The sequence below is a fragment of the Methylomonas stagni genome (genome assembly GCF_050154735.1).
Taxonomy (GTDB): domain Bacteria; phylum Pseudomonadota; class Gammaproteobacteria; order Methylococcales; family Methylomonadaceae; genus Methylomonas; species Methylomonas koyamae_A.
The window spans coordinates 4,936,010-4,954,343 of sequence record NZ_CP189557.1 but is presented as its reverse complement, the minus strand read 5'-3'; the positions used below and the strand labels follow the sequence as shown (position 1 = coordinate 4,954,343).

General features: G+C 56.1%; 6 protein-coding genes. All 6 read left to right on the top strand.

Going from position 1 to position 18,334, the window contains the following annotated elements; genetic code table 11:
• Window positions 1-827 precede the first annotated feature (827 nt).
• The 6 genes from ACP4CD_RS22640 (at window position 828) to ACP4CD_RS22615 (ending at window position 18,334) form a co-directional block, all read left to right on the top strand.
• Complete coding sequence (locus tag ACP4CD_RS22640; protein WP_426992744.1) at window positions 828-6,674, top strand: S8 family serine peptidase; 5,847 nt, start codon at window positions 828-830, stop codon at window positions 6,672-6,674.
• Complete coding sequence (locus ACP4CD_RS22635) at window positions 6,563-9,925, top strand: calcium-binding protein (protein ID WP_426992743.1); 3,363 nt, start codon at window positions 6,563-6,565, stop codon at window positions 9,923-9,925. Before ACP4CD_RS22640 ends, ACP4CD_RS22635 begins: the two co-directional genes overlap by 112 nt.
• An 80-nt stretch (window positions 9,926-10,005) precedes the next feature.
• Window positions 10,006-12,918 (top strand): calcium-binding protein, encoded by a 2,913-nt coding sequence (locus ACP4CD_RS22630; protein WP_426992742.1) that lies wholly within the window; start codon window positions 10,006-10,008, stop codon window positions 12,916-12,918.
• A 319-nt stretch (window positions 12,919-13,237) separates the two neighbouring features.
• The gene (locus ACP4CD_RS22625; RefSeq protein WP_426992741.1) at window positions 13,238-15,457 is read left to right on the top strand and encodes a type I secretion system permease/ATPase; all 2,220 of its coding nucleotides are present in this window, start codon (window positions 13,238-13,240) and stop codon (window positions 15,455-15,457) included.
• The gene (locus tag ACP4CD_RS22620; RefSeq protein ID WP_426992739.1) at window positions 15,454-16,797 is read left to right on the top strand and encodes an HlyD family type I secretion periplasmic adaptor subunit; all 1,344 of its coding nucleotides are present in this window, start codon (window positions 15,454-15,456) and stop codon (window positions 16,795-16,797) included. Before ACP4CD_RS22625 ends, ACP4CD_RS22620 begins: the two co-directional genes overlap by 4 nt.
• On the top strand, window positions 16,787-18,334 hold the full coding sequence (locus tag ACP4CD_RS22615; protein WP_426992738.1) for a TolC family protein: 1,548 nt from the start codon (window positions 16,787-16,789) through the stop codon (window positions 18,332-18,334). Before ACP4CD_RS22620 ends, ACP4CD_RS22615 begins: the two co-directional genes overlap by 11 nt.

The window sequence follows — 18,334 nt, the reverse complement described above, 5'->3', positions numbered from 1 at the left end:
AGGGTACGACTACAGATTTTGGATTTGCTCCAAAATTTGGTGCTGTCGGTGTTAAACGTTTATTTGGACCTGGTCAAGTAAATCCTGATGGGAGAGATAGCACATTTTACCTCGGCCCCAGCGCCTACAGCAAAACCATCGAAATCACCCAAGCTCAGTATGATCGCATGCTAGCCTTCGGTAATGACCCCTCCGCACCCGAGTACGGGTTTGATTTGTACTATGATGCTCTGGACAATAGTTGCATCGACTTCACCTGGAAAGCGCTAGAGGTCGGCGGTTTAAATCCGATTGGCTTTGAAGGCGTTTACTGGCCATGGGGAAATACTCTGTATGTTCCTATTTTCATTGATGGTTTGGCTGTTGCCAACTTATTTAAGGATTTGGTAACTTCAACGATTGGTAGTGCTGGCAATCACCTGACGGAAGTTATCGACACACTTGGTAATTTGAGTGCGCGGCAAGCGGAAATGAGCGCCGGTGCGAATTCTAATACGCCTGGTTCGATTTCGGATTTTCTGTTGGCGGTCTTGAATAAACAAGGAACCCATTTACTCGACTTCTTATTCCCGCCAGCATATGGAACTCCCACCAACCCCACCACCTTCGACCTCACCACCGACCCCAGCGGCCTGAGTCCCACTAGCCCTGCCAGCCTGGGTAGTAGCGCGCACGGTTGGGGCTTGGCGGCAGCTGGAGCCGCGTACACGGCGAATGTATCCAGTACATACCTCAATGACAATGGATTAGATAAGACCGCATTGGGTAACATTACTACTGGGGACGTACGTATCGGTAACAGAAGCCTTAGCAGCACGGCAGACTTTATGAACGGGTTGCGCGCCGCAGCCTTCGGCAACGCCGAACGTGTCAACGGCACGCTGCATTTCGAAAGCGGTATTAGAGCCGACACGTTGACCCAGGAGCACAATGTCACCATCAGTCAAACCATTAACGGTGTAAAGACGACGTTTACTGGCACCGTACATTACGACGATGGCGGACGTGCAATTGCTATCACTCCCGACAATCGTGTAGAAATCGCCCTGGGTGACGGTCGCATCGTTACGTTGGATAGCAACGTCAATCTGGTGATGTCCACCCAACAGACGCAAGACGGGCAAGGCAACTGGACAGCTGCCGGCTGGTTCTTACAGCCATCTAACGGCAGCGGACAACTTATTGCTTACTTCGACGAGGCCGGCAACCTGATATTTATTGACCCGCTCAGCCTGGACGCCGCTGGTGACGGTATCCGCTTGGGCGCCACCCCGGTCAATTTCGACCTTAACGCCGACGGTGTTTCTGAAGCCGTGTACTGGGCCGCGCCCACTGATCCTTTACTGGTGCTGGATGCCAACGGTGACGGCCGCATCAACAACGGTAGTGAACTGGTGGATTTGACCGACCCTTCGACAGACTCGGGGCAGGCGGCAGGTAATCCGCTCAACTTGTTCAGCCTGGACGGTGACGCTAACGGCGTCAAGGACGGCGTATTGAATGCCAACGACACCGCCTTCGCCCAACTGCAACTCTGGGCCGACCGCAACCGGGACGGCTACGCCAGCGCCGAAGAACGGCAAAGTCTGAGCGACCTTGGCATCGTCAGTATCGACCTTAATCCCACTCACCTACAGACCAGCACCGCCGCCAATCCGGTGGCCGGCAAAGCCGGTATCCAGGGCGTGGTCGCCACCTATGCCGACGGCGGCCACAAAACCCTGTGGGACGTGCCGTTCGACAACGGCGGCAACGCGCCTGCTGTGACTACCACCGCCTACGGCACCAGCGGCGCGATCGACAAAATCAGCGGCAGCGGCCAGACCGCGTTGGTCGCCAAAAGCGGCTTCGGCGTCACCTTGGACTTGAACAACAGCGGTGCCGACCAAGCCATCGGCAGCTTCGGCAACGATACGCTGATCGGCACCACTGGCGACGACTGGCTGATTGGCGGCGCGGGTGCGGACAGCTTTAATGCCGGGGCGGGCGCGGACCTCCTGATCGTCGACGCCGACGACCAACCGGCCAACATCGACGCCGGCACCGGCATCGATACCATATTGGTGGCCGACGACCGCGGCGTGTTTTTGAATCTGGCGAAAACCCACAGCGAAGTGGTTTATGGCGGTTACGGCGACGACGTGTTGGTCGGTGGCGGCGCGGACAACTATTTTATCGACGGCGCGGCCGGCGACGATTTGCTCATCGGCGGCTGCGCGGACGACGTACTGTCCGGTGGCGACGGTGCCGATGTGCTGGAGGGTTTGGCCGGCGACGACCTGATCCGCGGTCACCGTGGCAACGACCAACTGCTGGGCGGCGACGGTAACGATGTACTGGACGGTGGTCTGGATGACGACAACGTGCAAGGCGGTAACGGCAACGACGTGATCATCGCCAGCGGCGGCACGGACACGGTGGACGGCGGCGCCGGCATCGACCTGCTTGAACTCAAAGGCCAGCTGGAAGAATACCGCTTCGCCAAAAACGCCGACGCCAGTTGGATCATTACCGACACCCAAAACAGCGACGGCAGCCCGGTGCTGGCCGGCCAAGTGTCCGACCGCGATGGCGTGCAACAGGTGAAGAACGTCGAGCGCTTTAGCTTCATGCGCGGGCAAACGCCGACAGCGGTGGACTTCACTCTACCCAATCCCCTGCCGGTCAACGATCGCCTTGAGGTCAACAACACGGCGAGCAGCTACAGCATTGCCGTCAGCAGCCTGCTGGCGAACGACCTGGATTTGCAAAATCCCGCCAGCCCCCAGCTGTCGATCTACTGGGTGGGCGATGCGCTGGGCGGGTCCGTGGCCTTGAGCGCCGACGGTAAAACCATCACCTTTACGCCGAAAGCCGGCAGCACAGTCGCGCCCGAATTCAGTTACAAAGTCAAGGATACCCAAGGCAACACGGCGCCGGTGGTAGCCAATGTCGCCGATCCGTCCGTCAGCGGCGAGATGAAGGCCCGCGTATTGCTGGTACCCGCCAACGCCCCCAGCGATCCCGATTACGCCAAACAATGGTATCTCGGCGCGATTAACGCGCAAACGGTCTGGAATATGGGCTACACCGGACAAGGCGTCAAGGTCTTGGTACTGGAGCCCAGCGGCCAATTCGCCGTCGGCCGGCAAGCCGCTGATTTGAACCATCCCGATTTAATCGGCAATCAAAGCGCCGATTTCGTCGATACCCCCGACCATTCGGTTCACGCCACCGCCGTGGCTGGTGTCATCGGCGCCGGTCGTAACGGCATCGGCGGCGTGGGTGTGGCTTACGATGCTGATCTCAACGCGATCGGCATGGATCCGGGAACTTCGATTTCAGGCTATCAAGCCGATTTAGCCAACCTTAAAAATTACGACATCGTCAATAACAGTTGGCTGCACACTAACCCTTGGAACGACGATAAGGCGTATTTAGGTGCTAGCGTGATACAAGCGTCGGATAGTCTGGCGATTGAGAGCGCCGTCAGACAGGGGCGAAACGGTCTCGGTACCGTATTGATCTTCGGCGCCGGAAACGACCGCGCCAAGGCTTACGACGCCGGGCTGTCCAGTCTGACCAATAACGCCTGGACTATCAATGTAGGGGCAATCAACAGAACCGGCGACATTGGCGGGAGTGCCTCCGTGGTTAAGCCGTTTAGTAACCGTGGGGCCAATATCCTATTGGCCGCGCCTGGCTCCGACATCGTAACGAGTGGTGTAAGGATCGAGACCGCCAATGGCAGCGTGGTTGGCGCCGACAGCCAGGAAACTCAAGGGACTTCCTTTGCGGCACCCATCGTTTCCGGCGTGGTGGCGCTGATGCTACAAGCCAACCCGAGTTTGAGTTACCGCGACGTGCAAACGATTTTAGCGCTTACCGCTACCAAGAACCTTGGCGACGGAACCCAGGGGGACACCGTTTGGTATAGCAACGGTAGCAGTGATTGGAACGGCGGCGGCATGCATTTCAGCCACGATTTCGGCTTCGGTTTGGTGGACGCGGCGGCGGCGGTTAGGATGGCGGAAAGTTGGGAATCGGAAGGCAATAAACCGGTCAACGTGGCTGTATATCAGAGCCAGTCGGCGGATACGGTTACTGACCCTGGCACAGGCAACACTTCTTGGACATTAAGTTTCGACGTCACCCGTTCAATCAATGTGGAACAAGTGTTGTTGCATCTGGAACTTGATCATCCCAGGTGGGCGGGCCTAGTGGTTACCCTAATCTCGCCCAATGGCACGCGTAGCATATTGTTGAATCGGAATGGCGTTCAATCCGACGGGGCGATTTTGGCGAACACGCCGGGAGAATCCTTGTTTAACCAGCAACTGATGAGTGTTCACTTCCGGGGGGAAAATAGCATCGGTACTTGGCAAGTCAAGGTCGAAGATAGTCTAGGCAGAACGGAAAATCCTGCACCATTGTTCGCGTCGCTGGATATTGTCGGCGTTGATCGAGACAACCCCAAGCGCTATGTGATTACCGACGAATATACGGGAAACTGGAAAATCGCCAACGTACCCGATCCAAGTCCGTCCGAGTTGAATATGGCCGCGGTAAGCGGCAATACTTCGATTAATCTAACAACAGGCTCAGGGAATGTTGCCGGAAAAGCGCTTACGATTGGACAAGGTGTCGATCGCTTGGTAGGCGGTGGCGGCGATGACCTGTTCACTGGATCGTCTACTACCGATAACTTGAATGGCGGCGTCGGCAATGATCGCATTGATGGCGGGGCCGGAGCGGATAGCTTGGTTGGCGGTAGCGGCAATGACACCCTGATCGGTGGAAAGGGTCACGACTGGTTGAATGGCGGGGTCGGTAATGACGCACTTTCCGGGGATTCCGGGCAAGACCTGCTAATTGCCGGACAAGGGAACGACACATTGACCGGCGGCGCGGACGCCGATGTCTTTCTAATTGATGGCAATACCGCGAGCACCACGGTCATCACCGACTTTAAAACCGCCAATGGCACGGATGCGTTAGTGATCCGCACCCAGTCTAAAATCCCCAAAAGCAACATCACGCAAACGGTGATTGGGTCCAATCTGCAGATTAGCTACGACGTCGGGGGCGGCAACCAGAGCAAGATCATTCTTAACGGCGTTACGGCCGTTCTGAACGATTCGCAATTTTACACTTATCGCGCAGATTCCCCCGTGACCCCTGACCCGGTTACCGGTGGATATTCCGTGGGTTCGATTTACGTCGCCCCTGAATGGACATTGGTTTTCCATCCCGAGGAGGAGGGCACACTTCGCAACAAGCGGAACGATATGGGCTTGATCGACTACTACGTAGACAAGATGGAACAAGGGCAAACGCAGTCCGGACAAATTGCGGATATTCGGGATATGAGGGCGGAAGTTGAGGCGGGCACTCAATTTGAAATTGAGTTGGCCGACGGCAGTTACGTCAATCTCGGCGCTAGCGATTTCCTGCGCCGGTTTACTTGGAGCGCTAGCGCCGATGGCAATCGGATAATCTCAATGACCCGAGATTACTACAATCCCACGATACCAGCGTATTACAGTGTCGAGAACATGCACTGGCGAACCGGGACCGCCGAGAACGATATTCTACGTGCGGGTGGCTCTGTCGCCAAGCCCGAGACCATAAGTCAGGAAGCCTGGGATTCGGCGATGAGCTTGCTAGCGACTCGCCGATATTTGGCCTATGACGGGAACGACGTCGTCAATGCGGGCAGTGAAGCGGAAATTCTGGAGGGCGGCGGCGGTAACGACACGTTGATCGGTAGCGGCGGTACCGATAGCCTGACCGGCGGTAGCGACGCCGACGAGTTTGTCTTCAATCCCGGAGATGGCGCCGACATCATAACCGACTTGGAAGATATCGATACGTTGCGTTTTATCGGCCTGTCGTCGGCAAACGTCACCCGGCACTTTAACTTCTCTAACGTCACCCAAAACGGCTTTGCCGTTGAAACCGCTTTGAATTACGGAGTTGGGAATAGCGTGAATCTTGGCGTACGTTCCGTCGACATCGCACAGTGGCAACTGAATAGCTTGCCACTCTATTACGTCCAGTACGACGCATCGGTGCGTCAGGTATCGGCCTTGATCGGGAACTTAGCCACGGAGGACAACGACGCGATCCTACAAGACCGATTCGGAGCAACGATTATCAACACCTTGGGCGGGGACGATCTCGTCTACGCCTTGAGTCGCAACAATCTAAATATTGACGGTGGCGAAGGGAACGATGTTGTCTTTGCATTGGCGGGTGGAAACACACTCCACGGCGGCAACGGAAACGACCGCATCGCCTCGATCTCCGACAGGCCGGGCGCGACAAGTACCGCCGATACGTTAATCGGCGGCGCCGGAAATGACACCTTGACAGGTGGTATCGGTGACGAATGGCTTTGGGGTGGGGAGAACGACGATAGTTTAAACGGCGGCGCCGGTCACGACCGTCTATATGGGGACGCGGGTTACAACGTGTTGGATGGCGGGAGCGGTGACGATGAGTTGGTTGGCGGCAACGATGGCAACAAGCTATCCGGGGGGATGGTAATGACCAGTTGCATGGCGGACTCGGTCAAGACACGTTGTTGGGTGACGAGGGAGACGACTGGCTTTGGGGTGGCGCCAATGACGATATCTTGCTTGGCGGCAATGGCGAAGACCATCTTTACGGCGAAGCGGGGTTCAATGCGCTAAACGGTGGAGCGGCTAATGATGAGTTAGTTGGCGGTAATGACGGCAATTCGTTATCGGGCGAGGACGGCAACGACACTCTCACTGGGGGCGAGACCGACGATGTTCTTTCGGGTGGAAATGGCAACGATTTGCTTAGCGGCGGCGGCGGCGTTGATATGCTGCTGGGCGGCGACGGCGACGATATATTGATGGGAGGGGCGGGTGACGATTACTTCGATACTGGTTCGGGAACCGACGTCATCAAACTCGAGCTAATGTCCGGCAACGATACCGCTGCCAAACTCACCGGGGTTGACACTGTAGAGATTGCCGGGGTCACCGATTACAAAGACCGCAATCAGCTGCGGTTCGAATTACTCGGTAACGGCGCCAGGGTCAAACTGAGCTGGGGAAGCGGTTTTTCAAATTCCTTAACGCTTTCTTCTTATAGCATAGGTACGAACTTCAAGTTCACCAGCGCAACCGATTCAAACTCGACCGCCACACTTAGAAATATTTTCGAAGATTGGGGATATTATCCTGACGATAGTTTTGACTATTTGAGCCAGTACGACACGCAATCAGTAGGGAATACGTCTGCCGTCGGGATTGTAATCGGCTCGGAAAACGGCGATCAACTCTATGGCGGGCCGCTGGGTTCGGCTACCGAAAATCCGACCTTGAACGGCGTTCGCTATGCGGCGGACCCGAATGCAGCTTATTGGTACGTCACCAGTGGGGCAGGTAACGACAGTTTGGCCGGCGGATTGTCCGGGGCCATTCTAGATGGAGGCGTCGGAGACGATAAGTTTCAAACGACCGCCGGCGTCACGGTCGTTCGGGATACGTTTCACGGTGGGCAAGATACCTTGATGATGCCCTTTGGCACCGTTCCCGAAGGCTTGCGTTTTTTTCGTATCCCCAATCCGTTGGAAGCGAATTATCTAAGCAAATACACCGACTTTCCCTATGCCTCCGCCGCGCCAACCGCCGCGGAAGCGGGCTTGGCGGATACCGTCTTATTGCCGGCATTGTGGCGCTATGAGGATACGAATTATTATAAAAACTACGATGAGTACGTAAGACAATTTGATCCTAGCTATCTGGCAAACATTCAGCGACCGGCGCATTTCGACACCTTACGGATTCAATCGCTGGACGGCAAATATACGGTCGACATTATCGGCTATTTTGAGACCGGTGTTTGGAAAAACGACATTAAAAATATCGTGTTCCCTACAGTCTTCGATGCAAGCGGTCATTCGACGAGTTATTCGATTGATAACTTTTTAACCGTTGATAGCAAGGCCGGCGTATATCCGTACAAGATCGGTCAAAATTCCGATATTCGCCATTACCAGACTTGGGCCGCTGTTAACAATCCCGATACCCTATATTATCAACATAGGTTGACAGTAACCATCGATTTAAGCGATAGACAAGCCGTTATAGACGGCGAGGCAGGGGCTTTTATTAAAGCACCGGATCGACTCAATGTATTTGTGTTTACCAACCTAGTGAATTACTCCGTGTGGGGGAGTCAGAATAGATACACCGAAACACAAACCATCTCGGTCAGCAGAAACGAATACCAAGCCTATAAAAATAACGCCACAATGCGCGACAGTAAAGGAAATCGCGACTACTCATTCGAATTCAATTATTTAAACTATGTCACCCCCAAGAGTTTTGGAGAAAGCTCGCCTAGCGCATTATTTAAAACGCTTGCTCCGCCGCAAGACCAATCCATAGAGTCTTCCGGATACGGTACTGAGGCGAGGTCCTTTGTCACGGCCGCCGTGGCCGCAGGCGACTTATTACTCGGCTTTGGCGGCAACGACACCATCGACGGCGGCGGCGCCTATATTGAAACGCATTATTCAGGGCGGCCGATATATAACTACGGAAGCATCATTCAAAACCAATTGAGTGGCTCCGTTGATTTTGTTAGGCAATTCTCGGACAACCTTATCGATCAAGTTAATGGTGGCTCCGGTGATGATACCTACATGTATCGCCGTGGTTACGGCAATCTGGATATTATTGCGTTGGATGAACGATTAAGAGGTGCCGAGGGGGTTGATACGCTGGATATGTCCGATTTTAAGTGGGACGAAATCACTATTGACAGCTCAACAATAAATCAAGAATTTGGATTGAATTCTGGCCAAGAGTACGGATCGTTTGTTATCAAGGTGCTCGATCACACGATTCGAGAGTCCAAGCGGGTTTGGGATGATATAAAAGAGCAGTATGTCGATCGCGTTGTCGACTCTCCGGTATATGGGGTTATCAATATTTACGGCGGCACTAGTGGAGAATACCAAGTAGATAGAATTAAACTTGCGGATAAAACCGTCGATGTTAGGACCTTGCTAAGGGAATTGACCGCAAAACCGACCACCTTAACCGCGCCAAGTGGAGAAACGTATTTGCCCACTAAATTGGGAGCGTCGACCTTCGACAATGATGCCGAGCGATTCGGAAAACTTGTTCAAAAAGCCGATATTAACGGTACCCCAGTCAACGACATTCTAATGACGCCAGAAAATGGAATCATCCAGGGTGGAGAAAGCGGCGACTTTTACCTCGTCGATATTAATACAACCGTGTTTTCAGTTATAATGTTAGATAAGGGCGATACGGTGACCTTCGCCCAATACGATCGGACGAATTTCTCAAACATCGCACCTGGCATTGCCAATCTATGGACGGATAGTATCAATCAGTTTGCCGGCCAGAATAACCTTAATCAACAGTATTTAGATAAAACTCAGGCACAATGGCTGACGGAAGGCCTGTTGCCGTTTATGGATTATGGCGGAACAACTAGTTTAGGCGAGGATTTACTTCGTAGCGACTTTGCTGGGTTCGCGTTTAATTTAACTGATTTGGTTGGCTATCGTGGTAGCGGTTTTAACTTTAACCATAAAGTGCTCAGTAGCTCGATTAACGGAAACACGTATTCAACGAATGATTTCTATAATCTGCAAGTTGAATGGGGCAGGCTTGACCCTGTTAACGGAGGATCGGCCGAAACGCTGAGCCTTTCCGACTGGATTCCCGCTAATAGCTTACAGGGGCAAGGTATTGCTCCTGATGCGCTGGTGAGCTGGGACACCAAATCCTCCACGGGAGAGATGTTACACCACTACACCGTATTGGCCGGAGCCAGTAGTTCCGCCTATGTGCTGCAAAATCTTTTGGATTATGCCCGTCCCCGCTTCGCGGGACAGGTGGGGACGACTATATCAGCGATTACGCATCGCTAGCGTCGTTCAACTGGGGATTAGATCGTTTGAATGGTCAAAGCTATTATACTGGGTACGACGAACCTGTGATCGTGTACGCCTTGGAAGGCGACGATACGGTGTTAGCTTACGCTAACGATTGGGAAGACGGGTGGTCTTGGTATACGAATGACGAAATACATGGCGGTGCGGGTAACGATTATTTGGACGGTGGCGATGGAAACGACTTACTGTTGGGCGAGGACGGAAACGATTCGTTGAAGGGTGGTGCTTACTACGGCGACGACACGCTTGATGGCGGATCCGGAGATGACGTTTTGCAAGGTGGCGATGGCGACGATACCTACTATGTCGATATTGGCGATGTCATTATCGAACTGGCGGACGGCGGTTTTGACCAGGTGTTCGGTGATTCGGACATTGATCTTAATCATTATAGTAATGTGGAAAATGTCATTGCATTAGGTTCTTTAGGCCACAGGATAACCGGCAACCAACTCGATAACACGCTAACCGGAAATGGATCAAGCACCTTATCGGGCGGACTGGGTGACGATACCTATTTTATTTTCGGCGACACTATCATTGAAACTGAAAATCAAGGTATCGATACGGTTATCACCGAGGACGATGTTCTCAACCTGTCATCGAACATTGAAAACCTTAGCTCAAATGGGTTTGGGTTAACACTCCATGGCAACAATCTCGACAATGACATTTCAGGGGATGACGGCGACAATTTACTTAACGGTGGCGAGGGTGTCGATTTCCTAGCAGGTGGATTGGGGGACGATGAATATGTAATAGACAATGCGAACGATGTCATATTCGAAGGCACCGGAGAGGGAGTGGATACCGTATGGATTTTGGGCAACTATACGTTAAGCAACGACGGTTTCAACGATATCGAAGTGATGCGAGCAACTTCAGCGTCGGGTACGCATATGACTGGAAACGCTTTAGCGAACAGGCTAATTGGTCACTCGGGCGACGACACGCTGAACGGCGGCGGAGGTGTTACTGATGGTATTGATACGCTATATGGCGGTATTGGAGATGATCTTTATATTCTTAACAAGCAATCGGATGTGATCGTTGAAAATTTAAACGAGGGTTTTGATACTGTACAATCGAACGTCGACTATACCTTAGGCATGTATTCCAATATCGAGAATCTCACATTGATTGGATCGACAGCTATCAGAGCCACGGGGAATGAAACCAGCAACCGGTTAATCGGAAACGCTTTAGATAACCGATTAATTGATGAAGCTGGTTTTGGAAGCGACGACACACTGGATGGCGGGTTAGGTGCCGACTTTATGGATGGCGGTGTCGGGAACGATGTTTATATTGTCGACAATCTCGGCGACATTGTGTTTGAAGATAATAGTTTGATCTGGGACGTCGATGGCTACGTCAACTCAGGTTTCGACACAGTTCTAGCCTATGTCAATTTCTCATTAGGAGAAAATATAGAAAATATTTCATTGATAGGCGATTCGGCAACGACCGCAAACGGGAATGCGCTGCGCAATATTTTGAACGGCAATGCTTTGAATAATTTGCTTAACGGGTTTTCTGGTAATGACGAACTGGATGGTGGTAAAGGTTTGGATACTTTGGTCGGTGGAACCGGTAATGACATTTACTATCTTTCGGCTGACGATGGCAACGTCGATAACGTGCTGGAAAAGGCTGGAGAAGGTTGGGATACGGTTCGCCTGTCTGGTTTTGCAGCGGGGTTGACATATACACTGGCAGAAAATGTCGAAAACGCGCAGTCCTTGCAGTCAGGATTGAATATTACCGGCAATGAGCTTAACAATTCATTGACCGGTGACGACGAGGCCAACATTTTGGACGGAGGAGCGGGTATTGATCGACTCGTCGGAGGTTTGGGCAACGATACCTACGTTGTTGACAACGCTAACGATATGATTACGGAATTGGCAAACGGTGGAGTCGACATTGTGAGGTCTAGCGTTAGCTATACCTTGACCGACCACGTGGAAAATCTCGCGTTGACTGGCACGCTGGCGATCAACGCCAATGGTAATAGTCTGAACAATGTTCTCTACGGCAATAGTGGAGCCAATACCCTAAAAGGCGGGGCCGGCGCTGACACCTTGCGCGGCGGCCAAGGCAACGACACTTACGAGGTGGACAATGCCGGGGATGTCGTCGTTGAAGCGGCCGGCGAAGGTAGCGATACGGTGTACGCCGGTGTCAGCTACGCCCTGGCCGACAATGTAGAGAATTTGGGCTTAACCGGTACGGCTGCGCTTAACGCTACCGGCAATAGCCTAAATAACGTCCTCTACGGCAATAGCGGCGCCAATACCCTAAAAGGCGGTGCCGGTGCCGACACCTTGCGCGGCGGCCAAGGCAACGACATCTACGAAGTGGACAATGCCGGCGATGTCGTCGTTGAAGCGACCGGCGAAGGTAGCGACACGGTGTACGCCGGCGTCAGCTACACCTTGACCGACAACGTGGAGAATTTAGGTCTAACCGGTACGACAGCGATTAACGCCACCGGCAACGGTCTGGACAACACGATCTACGGCAACACCGGCGCCAACACCCTCAAGGGCGGCAAAGGCGCCGATACTTTGGTTGGCGGCGCGGGCAACGACGTCTATAGCTTTGCCAGGGGCGACGGCGTCGATTTGGTCATGGAAAACGACGCCACGGCCGGGAATACCGATGTCGTGCAATTTCTGACCGGCGTCGGCGCGGACCAGTTGTGGTTCGTCCACGCGGGCAATAACCTGGAAGTCAGCGTGATCGGTACGTCGGATAAACTGGTGCTCAAGGATTGGTACGCCGGCAGTGCCGCCCATGTCGAACAGTTCAAGACCGCCGACGGCAACCATACCTTGGTCGACAGCCGGGTTGAGAACCTGGTTTCGGCAATGGCGGCCTTCGCGCCGCCAGCGGCCGGCCAAACCGCGCTGCCGGCCAATTACCAAACCACCTTGGCGCCAGTGATTGTGGCGAATTGGCAATAAGCTCAGCGGATAGGTGCCTCGAGACCCTGTCTCTTGGCGCCGTCCCCGAATGAGCACACACTGGCGAAGGCAAGTTCCGATATCAGGGTTGGACAGCGCACTGGAATCTCGGTAAATTAGCGCCGAATTTCAGTGGATCGAATGCGAGATCAAAGCCTGTACCGGTTCAGGGATTGCCATCGCCGACATTCGATCATCGCTTCAATTAACGTGGTAAGGATACTGTGTCAGTTTCGCAACGCTTCTTAATTTCTGGTTTCGTCCTGCAGTCTAAAATGTCATCGCTCGATCAGTGCGGGATAGCCTGGACGTATAACCGATGAGCCTATCCGCCCCCGCCGACCTGGACACCGGACTAGCCGCGTTATTAATGATGGCCGCCTTCCACGGCGTGGCCGCCGACGAAGCGGCGTTGCGCCACGAGTTTGGGCCGATGTTGGTGCCGGATCGCGAGGGGCGCTACCGTTTCGACCACCGAGCCTTGCAATTGGCCGCACAACGGGTGGGCTTGACCGCCCAGTTGCGCCGGCAAGACCCGCAACGTTTAGCGTTAGCGCCGTTGCCGGCAATGGCGAAGGACATCGACGGCCGCTACTTCATCCTAGCCAAATTCGATGCCGGGGTGCCGGCGCCCGTGGTTTCGGCTCCGGGCGGCCAGCCGGCCGGCAATCAGCGCTCGCCAAACGCCGACGCCAAAGTCCTGATCCAGCGCCCCGGCGAACCGCCAACGGTGTTGACGTTGGCCGAGTTGCTGGCCTGCTGGACTGGCGAGCTGCTGTTTTTCACTTCCAAGGCCAGCTATGCCGGCGAGGCCGCGCAATTCGATTTCACCTGGTTCATTCCCGCCCTGATCAAGTACCGCAAGCTGTTCGGCGAAGTGCTGTTGATTTCGCTGGTGTTGCAACTGATAGGCCTGGTCACGCCGCTGTTTTTCCAAGTGGTGATGGACAAGGTGCTGGTCAACCACGCGATGAAGACCTTGAACGTGATTGCGATCGGCTTAATCGGCGCGATGCTGTTCGAAGCCGCCTTGTCCGGCATCCGCACTTGGGTGTTCGCTCATACCAGCAGTAAGATCGACGTGGAACTGGGCGCCCGCTTGTTCAAGCATTTGCTGGCCCTGCCGACCGCTTATTTTCAGGCGCGCCGGGTCGGCGATTCGGTCGCCAGAGTCCGCGAGCTGGAGAATATCCGTTCGTTTCTGACCGGTAATGCCATCACCTTGTTGCTGGATTTGCTGTTCTCGGTGATATTCATCGGCGTGATGCTGTACTACAGCCCGTGGCTGACCCTGATCGTCGTGGTATCGATACCGCTGTATATTTTGTTGTCGGTGGCGTTCACCCCGGTGATTCGGGCTCGACTCGACGAGAAATTCAACCGTGGCGCCGAGAGTCAGGCCTTTTTGGTCGAAACCATCAGCGGTATCGACACGGTCAAGGCGATGGCGGTCGAACCGCGTTGGACCCAGCACTGGGAGAAACAACTGGCCGCTTACGTGTCCGCCGGCCTGGCGGTGACGCAGGCGGCGACCTTGGCCGGCGGCGGCGTCAACCTGATCAGCAAACTGGTGACCGCCGCCATCATGTGGCTGGGCGCCACGCTGGTGGTCGACGGCCAACTGACCGTCGGCGAACTGGTGGCCTTCAACATGCTGTCCGGGCAGGTCTCGGCGCCGATCTTACGGTTGGCGCAGCTGTGGAACGACTTTCAACAAGTCGGCATCTCGATGCGCCGCCTGGGCGATATTCTCAACACCCGTAGCGAAATCATGGGCCAAAAAACCCGGCTGCCGCGCATTGCCGGCGCCATCGAATTCGACCAAGTCTCGTTTCGCTACCGGCCGGATGCGCCGGACGTGATTCGCGCAGTGAATTTAAACATCGCGCCGGGCGAAGTGATCGGCATCGTCGGCCGCTCCGGTTCCGGCAAAAGCACCCTGACCAAGCTGGTGCAGCGTCTGTTCGTGCCGGACCGCGGCCGGGTACTGATCGACGGCCACGACATCGGCATTATCGACACCGCCTCGCTACGCCAGCAAATCGGCGTGGTGTTGCAGGAAAACACCTTATTCAACCGCTCGATTCGCGACAACATCGCCCTGGTCAACCCGGCCTTGCCGTTCGAAGCCGTCATCGAAGCCGCCAAACTGGCCGGTGCCCACGAGTTCATCTGCGAATTGTCGGAAGGCTACGACACCCTGGTCGGCGAACACGGCACCGGTCTGTCCGGCGGTCAGCGCCAGCGCATCGCCATTGCCCGAGCGCTGATCGGCAATCCGCGGATTTTGATCTTCGACGAAGCCACCAGCGCCTTGGACTACGAATCGGAAAAAGTCATTCAGGACAATATGCGCCGCATCTGCCAGGGCCGTACCGTATTGATCATCGCTCACCGCTTGTCGGCGGTGCGCGACGCCAGCCGTATCGTGGTCATGGAACGCGGCCAGATCGCCGAGACCGGCCGGCATCAAGAGCTACTGCAAGTACCGAACGGCATCTACGCCCACTTGTACCAACTGCAGCAGGCCGGGGCATGAGCCTGCGCCACCGATTGCAAGCCTACGCCGAACTGTGGGGCCGTTACCGCGACACCTTCCGTTACTTCTGGCAACGGCGCCGAGAGCTGGATCGCCCGCCACTCTCGAACGACGAAGCCGAGTTTCTGCCGGCGGCCCTAGCCTTGCAGGCCAAACCGGTCTCGCCCTTGGGCCGCGGCGTGGCTTGGCTGTTGATGGCGTTGGTCGCCGCGACGCTGGCCTGGGCCTGTCTGGGCGAAGTGGACATCATCGTCAACGCCGCCGGCAAAATCATCCCCAGCGCCCGTACCAAGACCATCGCCTCGGTCGATACCGCCAGCGTCGCGGCGATTTACGTGCGCGAAGGCCAGTTCGTCAAGCAAGGCGACCCGTTACTGGACCTGGACAGCAGCGCCTTCGACGCCGAACGCGACAAGGCCAGGGCCAACTATATCGAAGCCCGCTTGCAGGAGGCGCGGGCCGAGGCCTTGATCGACGCCATCGATCATGGCAAGGCGCCGGCCTTCGCCTGTCCCGCCGAGGTACCCGCGGCCAAGTACCAAGCCGCGTTGGCGCATTTGGCGGGCCAATACCGCGACTTCATCGCCAAGCGGCAGCGCCTGGACGGCGATATCGCCCGTTACGCAGCGGCGCTGCCGCTGGCCGCGCAACAAGCCCGCGACTTTCAAGCCTTGGCCGAGGCCCACGACGTCGCCCCGCATGCCTACCTGGAAAAGGAACAAGCCCGTATCGAGCTGCAAGGCCAGTTGGACAGCGCCAAAAACCAGCGCGCCGCGCTGATTGCCGAGACTCGCAAATTGGCCTTCGACGAACGCACCCAAGCCGGCAAACTGGCCAGCGACGCCGACCAGGACGCTGCCCGCGCCGACGCCCACGGCCGCTTGCTGAAGCTGAGCGCCCCGGTGGCCGGTACCGTCCTGCAACTGGCCGCGCATACCGTCGGCGGTGTGGTCGCCGCAGCCCAGCCGCTGCTGCAATTGGTGCCGCAAGACAGTACGGTCGAAGTCGAAGCTACCCTGGAAAACAAAGACATCGGTTTCGTTCGGGAAGGCCAACGCGCCGAAGTCAAGATCGACGCCTTCCCCTATACCAAATACGGCACCGTCACTGGCCAGGTGGCCCACGTGTCGCGCGATGCGATTCAAGACGAGAAAAAAGGCTTGATCTACAGCGTGCGCATCGCCCTCGACCAAGCCACGCTGGCGGTCGACGGCCATGATGCCGCGCTGTCGCCCGGCTTGTCGATCCAGGCCGACATCAAAACCGGCCGGCGCCGGGTCATCGAATACGTGTTGACGCCGCTGTTGCAGCACGGCCGGGAAAGCTTGCGTGAGCGTTAACGCCAAAACGGTGCGAACAGCTTGCCGCCCAGGCCGTTCGGCCACGGCACTGGCGCTGAGTGTGGCGCTGGGCCTAATGCCCAAGTTGGCCCTAAGTGTTGATCTATCCCCCGTACCCAACATTCCCGACATGCTCGACGATCCGCTCAATACCCGGCCGCCAGTGCTGACGCAGGGCGCGGTGTTGCCGGGCGACCGGCAAAGCATCGTCTGTCCGGTTGAAAAAGACTTCGCAACGCCGTTGCTGCTGGATGACGCGGTCGATCTGGCGCTATGCAATCATCCGCAAGCCCAAGCCGCCTGGGCCGAACTCAAAATCCAGGCCGCCAATCTCGGCGTGGCCAAGGCCGGATATTGGCCGACCGTGAACGCGGCCGTCAACCATCTGAACAGTTATTACCAATATCCGGATTCATCCATCCCCTCGAGCGAGACCGACGGCTTTACCTTATACGGCAATCTGAGTTGGCGCTTGTTCGACTTCGGTGGCCGCGCGGCCAATCTGGCCGCCGCCAACTGGCTATTGACCCAAGCGCTGGCCAATCAAGACGCGGTGTTTCAACGCATCCTGGACGGCGTGATTCAAGCCTATTTCGACGCCCAAACCGCCAACGCCCAACGGCAGGCCAAGACCGATAGCGAGGCCCTGTCCGGCCAGACCCTGACGAGCGCCCGCCGCCGCGAGGCCGGCGGCGTCAGCGGCCGTAGCGATACCCTGCAAGCCGAAACCGCCCTGGCCAAGGCGGCATTGGGACGCAGCCGGGCCGACGGCGACTACCGCAAGGCCTTGGCGGTACTGCGCCAGGCGATGGGTATCGCGCCGGAAACGCTACTGAATTTGCCGGACAACGTCGACACGGCGGTGGCCGGCAAGACGCTGGCCCAAGACGGCCGCGATTTGCAAACCTGGCTGGCCGAAGCCCAGCGCCGCCATCCGGCCATCGTCGCGGCCCAAGCCCAGTGGGAAGCCGCCAAGGAACGTATCGTTCAGGCCCGCGCCGAAGGTTTGCCGACGCTGGACTTTAGCCTGAACGCCTATCAAAACGGCTACCCCAATCAAGCCCTGTCGCAAAACCAAACGAGAGTGGAAACTATCGGTATCAATCTGACCATCCCACTGTTCGAAGGCTTTGTCCGCACCTACAAAATCCGCGGCGCTCAGGCCCAAGCCGAGCAGCGCGCGGCCGAACTGGCCGACACCGAGCGGCAGACCCTGCTGGATGTGGTCAAGGCCCACGCCGAGGCCGAAGCCGCGCTGCGCAACCTCAGCTATTCGGCGACTTGGCTGGACAGCGCGCAAGCCGCGGTCGACAGCTCCCGGCGGCGTTACGACAAAGGCGCCGCCGACATTCTGGAACTGCTGAATACCCAGACCGCGTTGGCCGACGCCCGCCAGGAACGCCTGCGCACCCTCGCCGACTGGCGAGCGGCCCGCTTGCGCTTGTTCACCAGCAGCGGTTTGTTGGGACGGGACCTGATCGAGCAGGCTGAAGGGCGATACGGAAACGGTCGGCCGGCTATCAGCGCCAAACAGTGA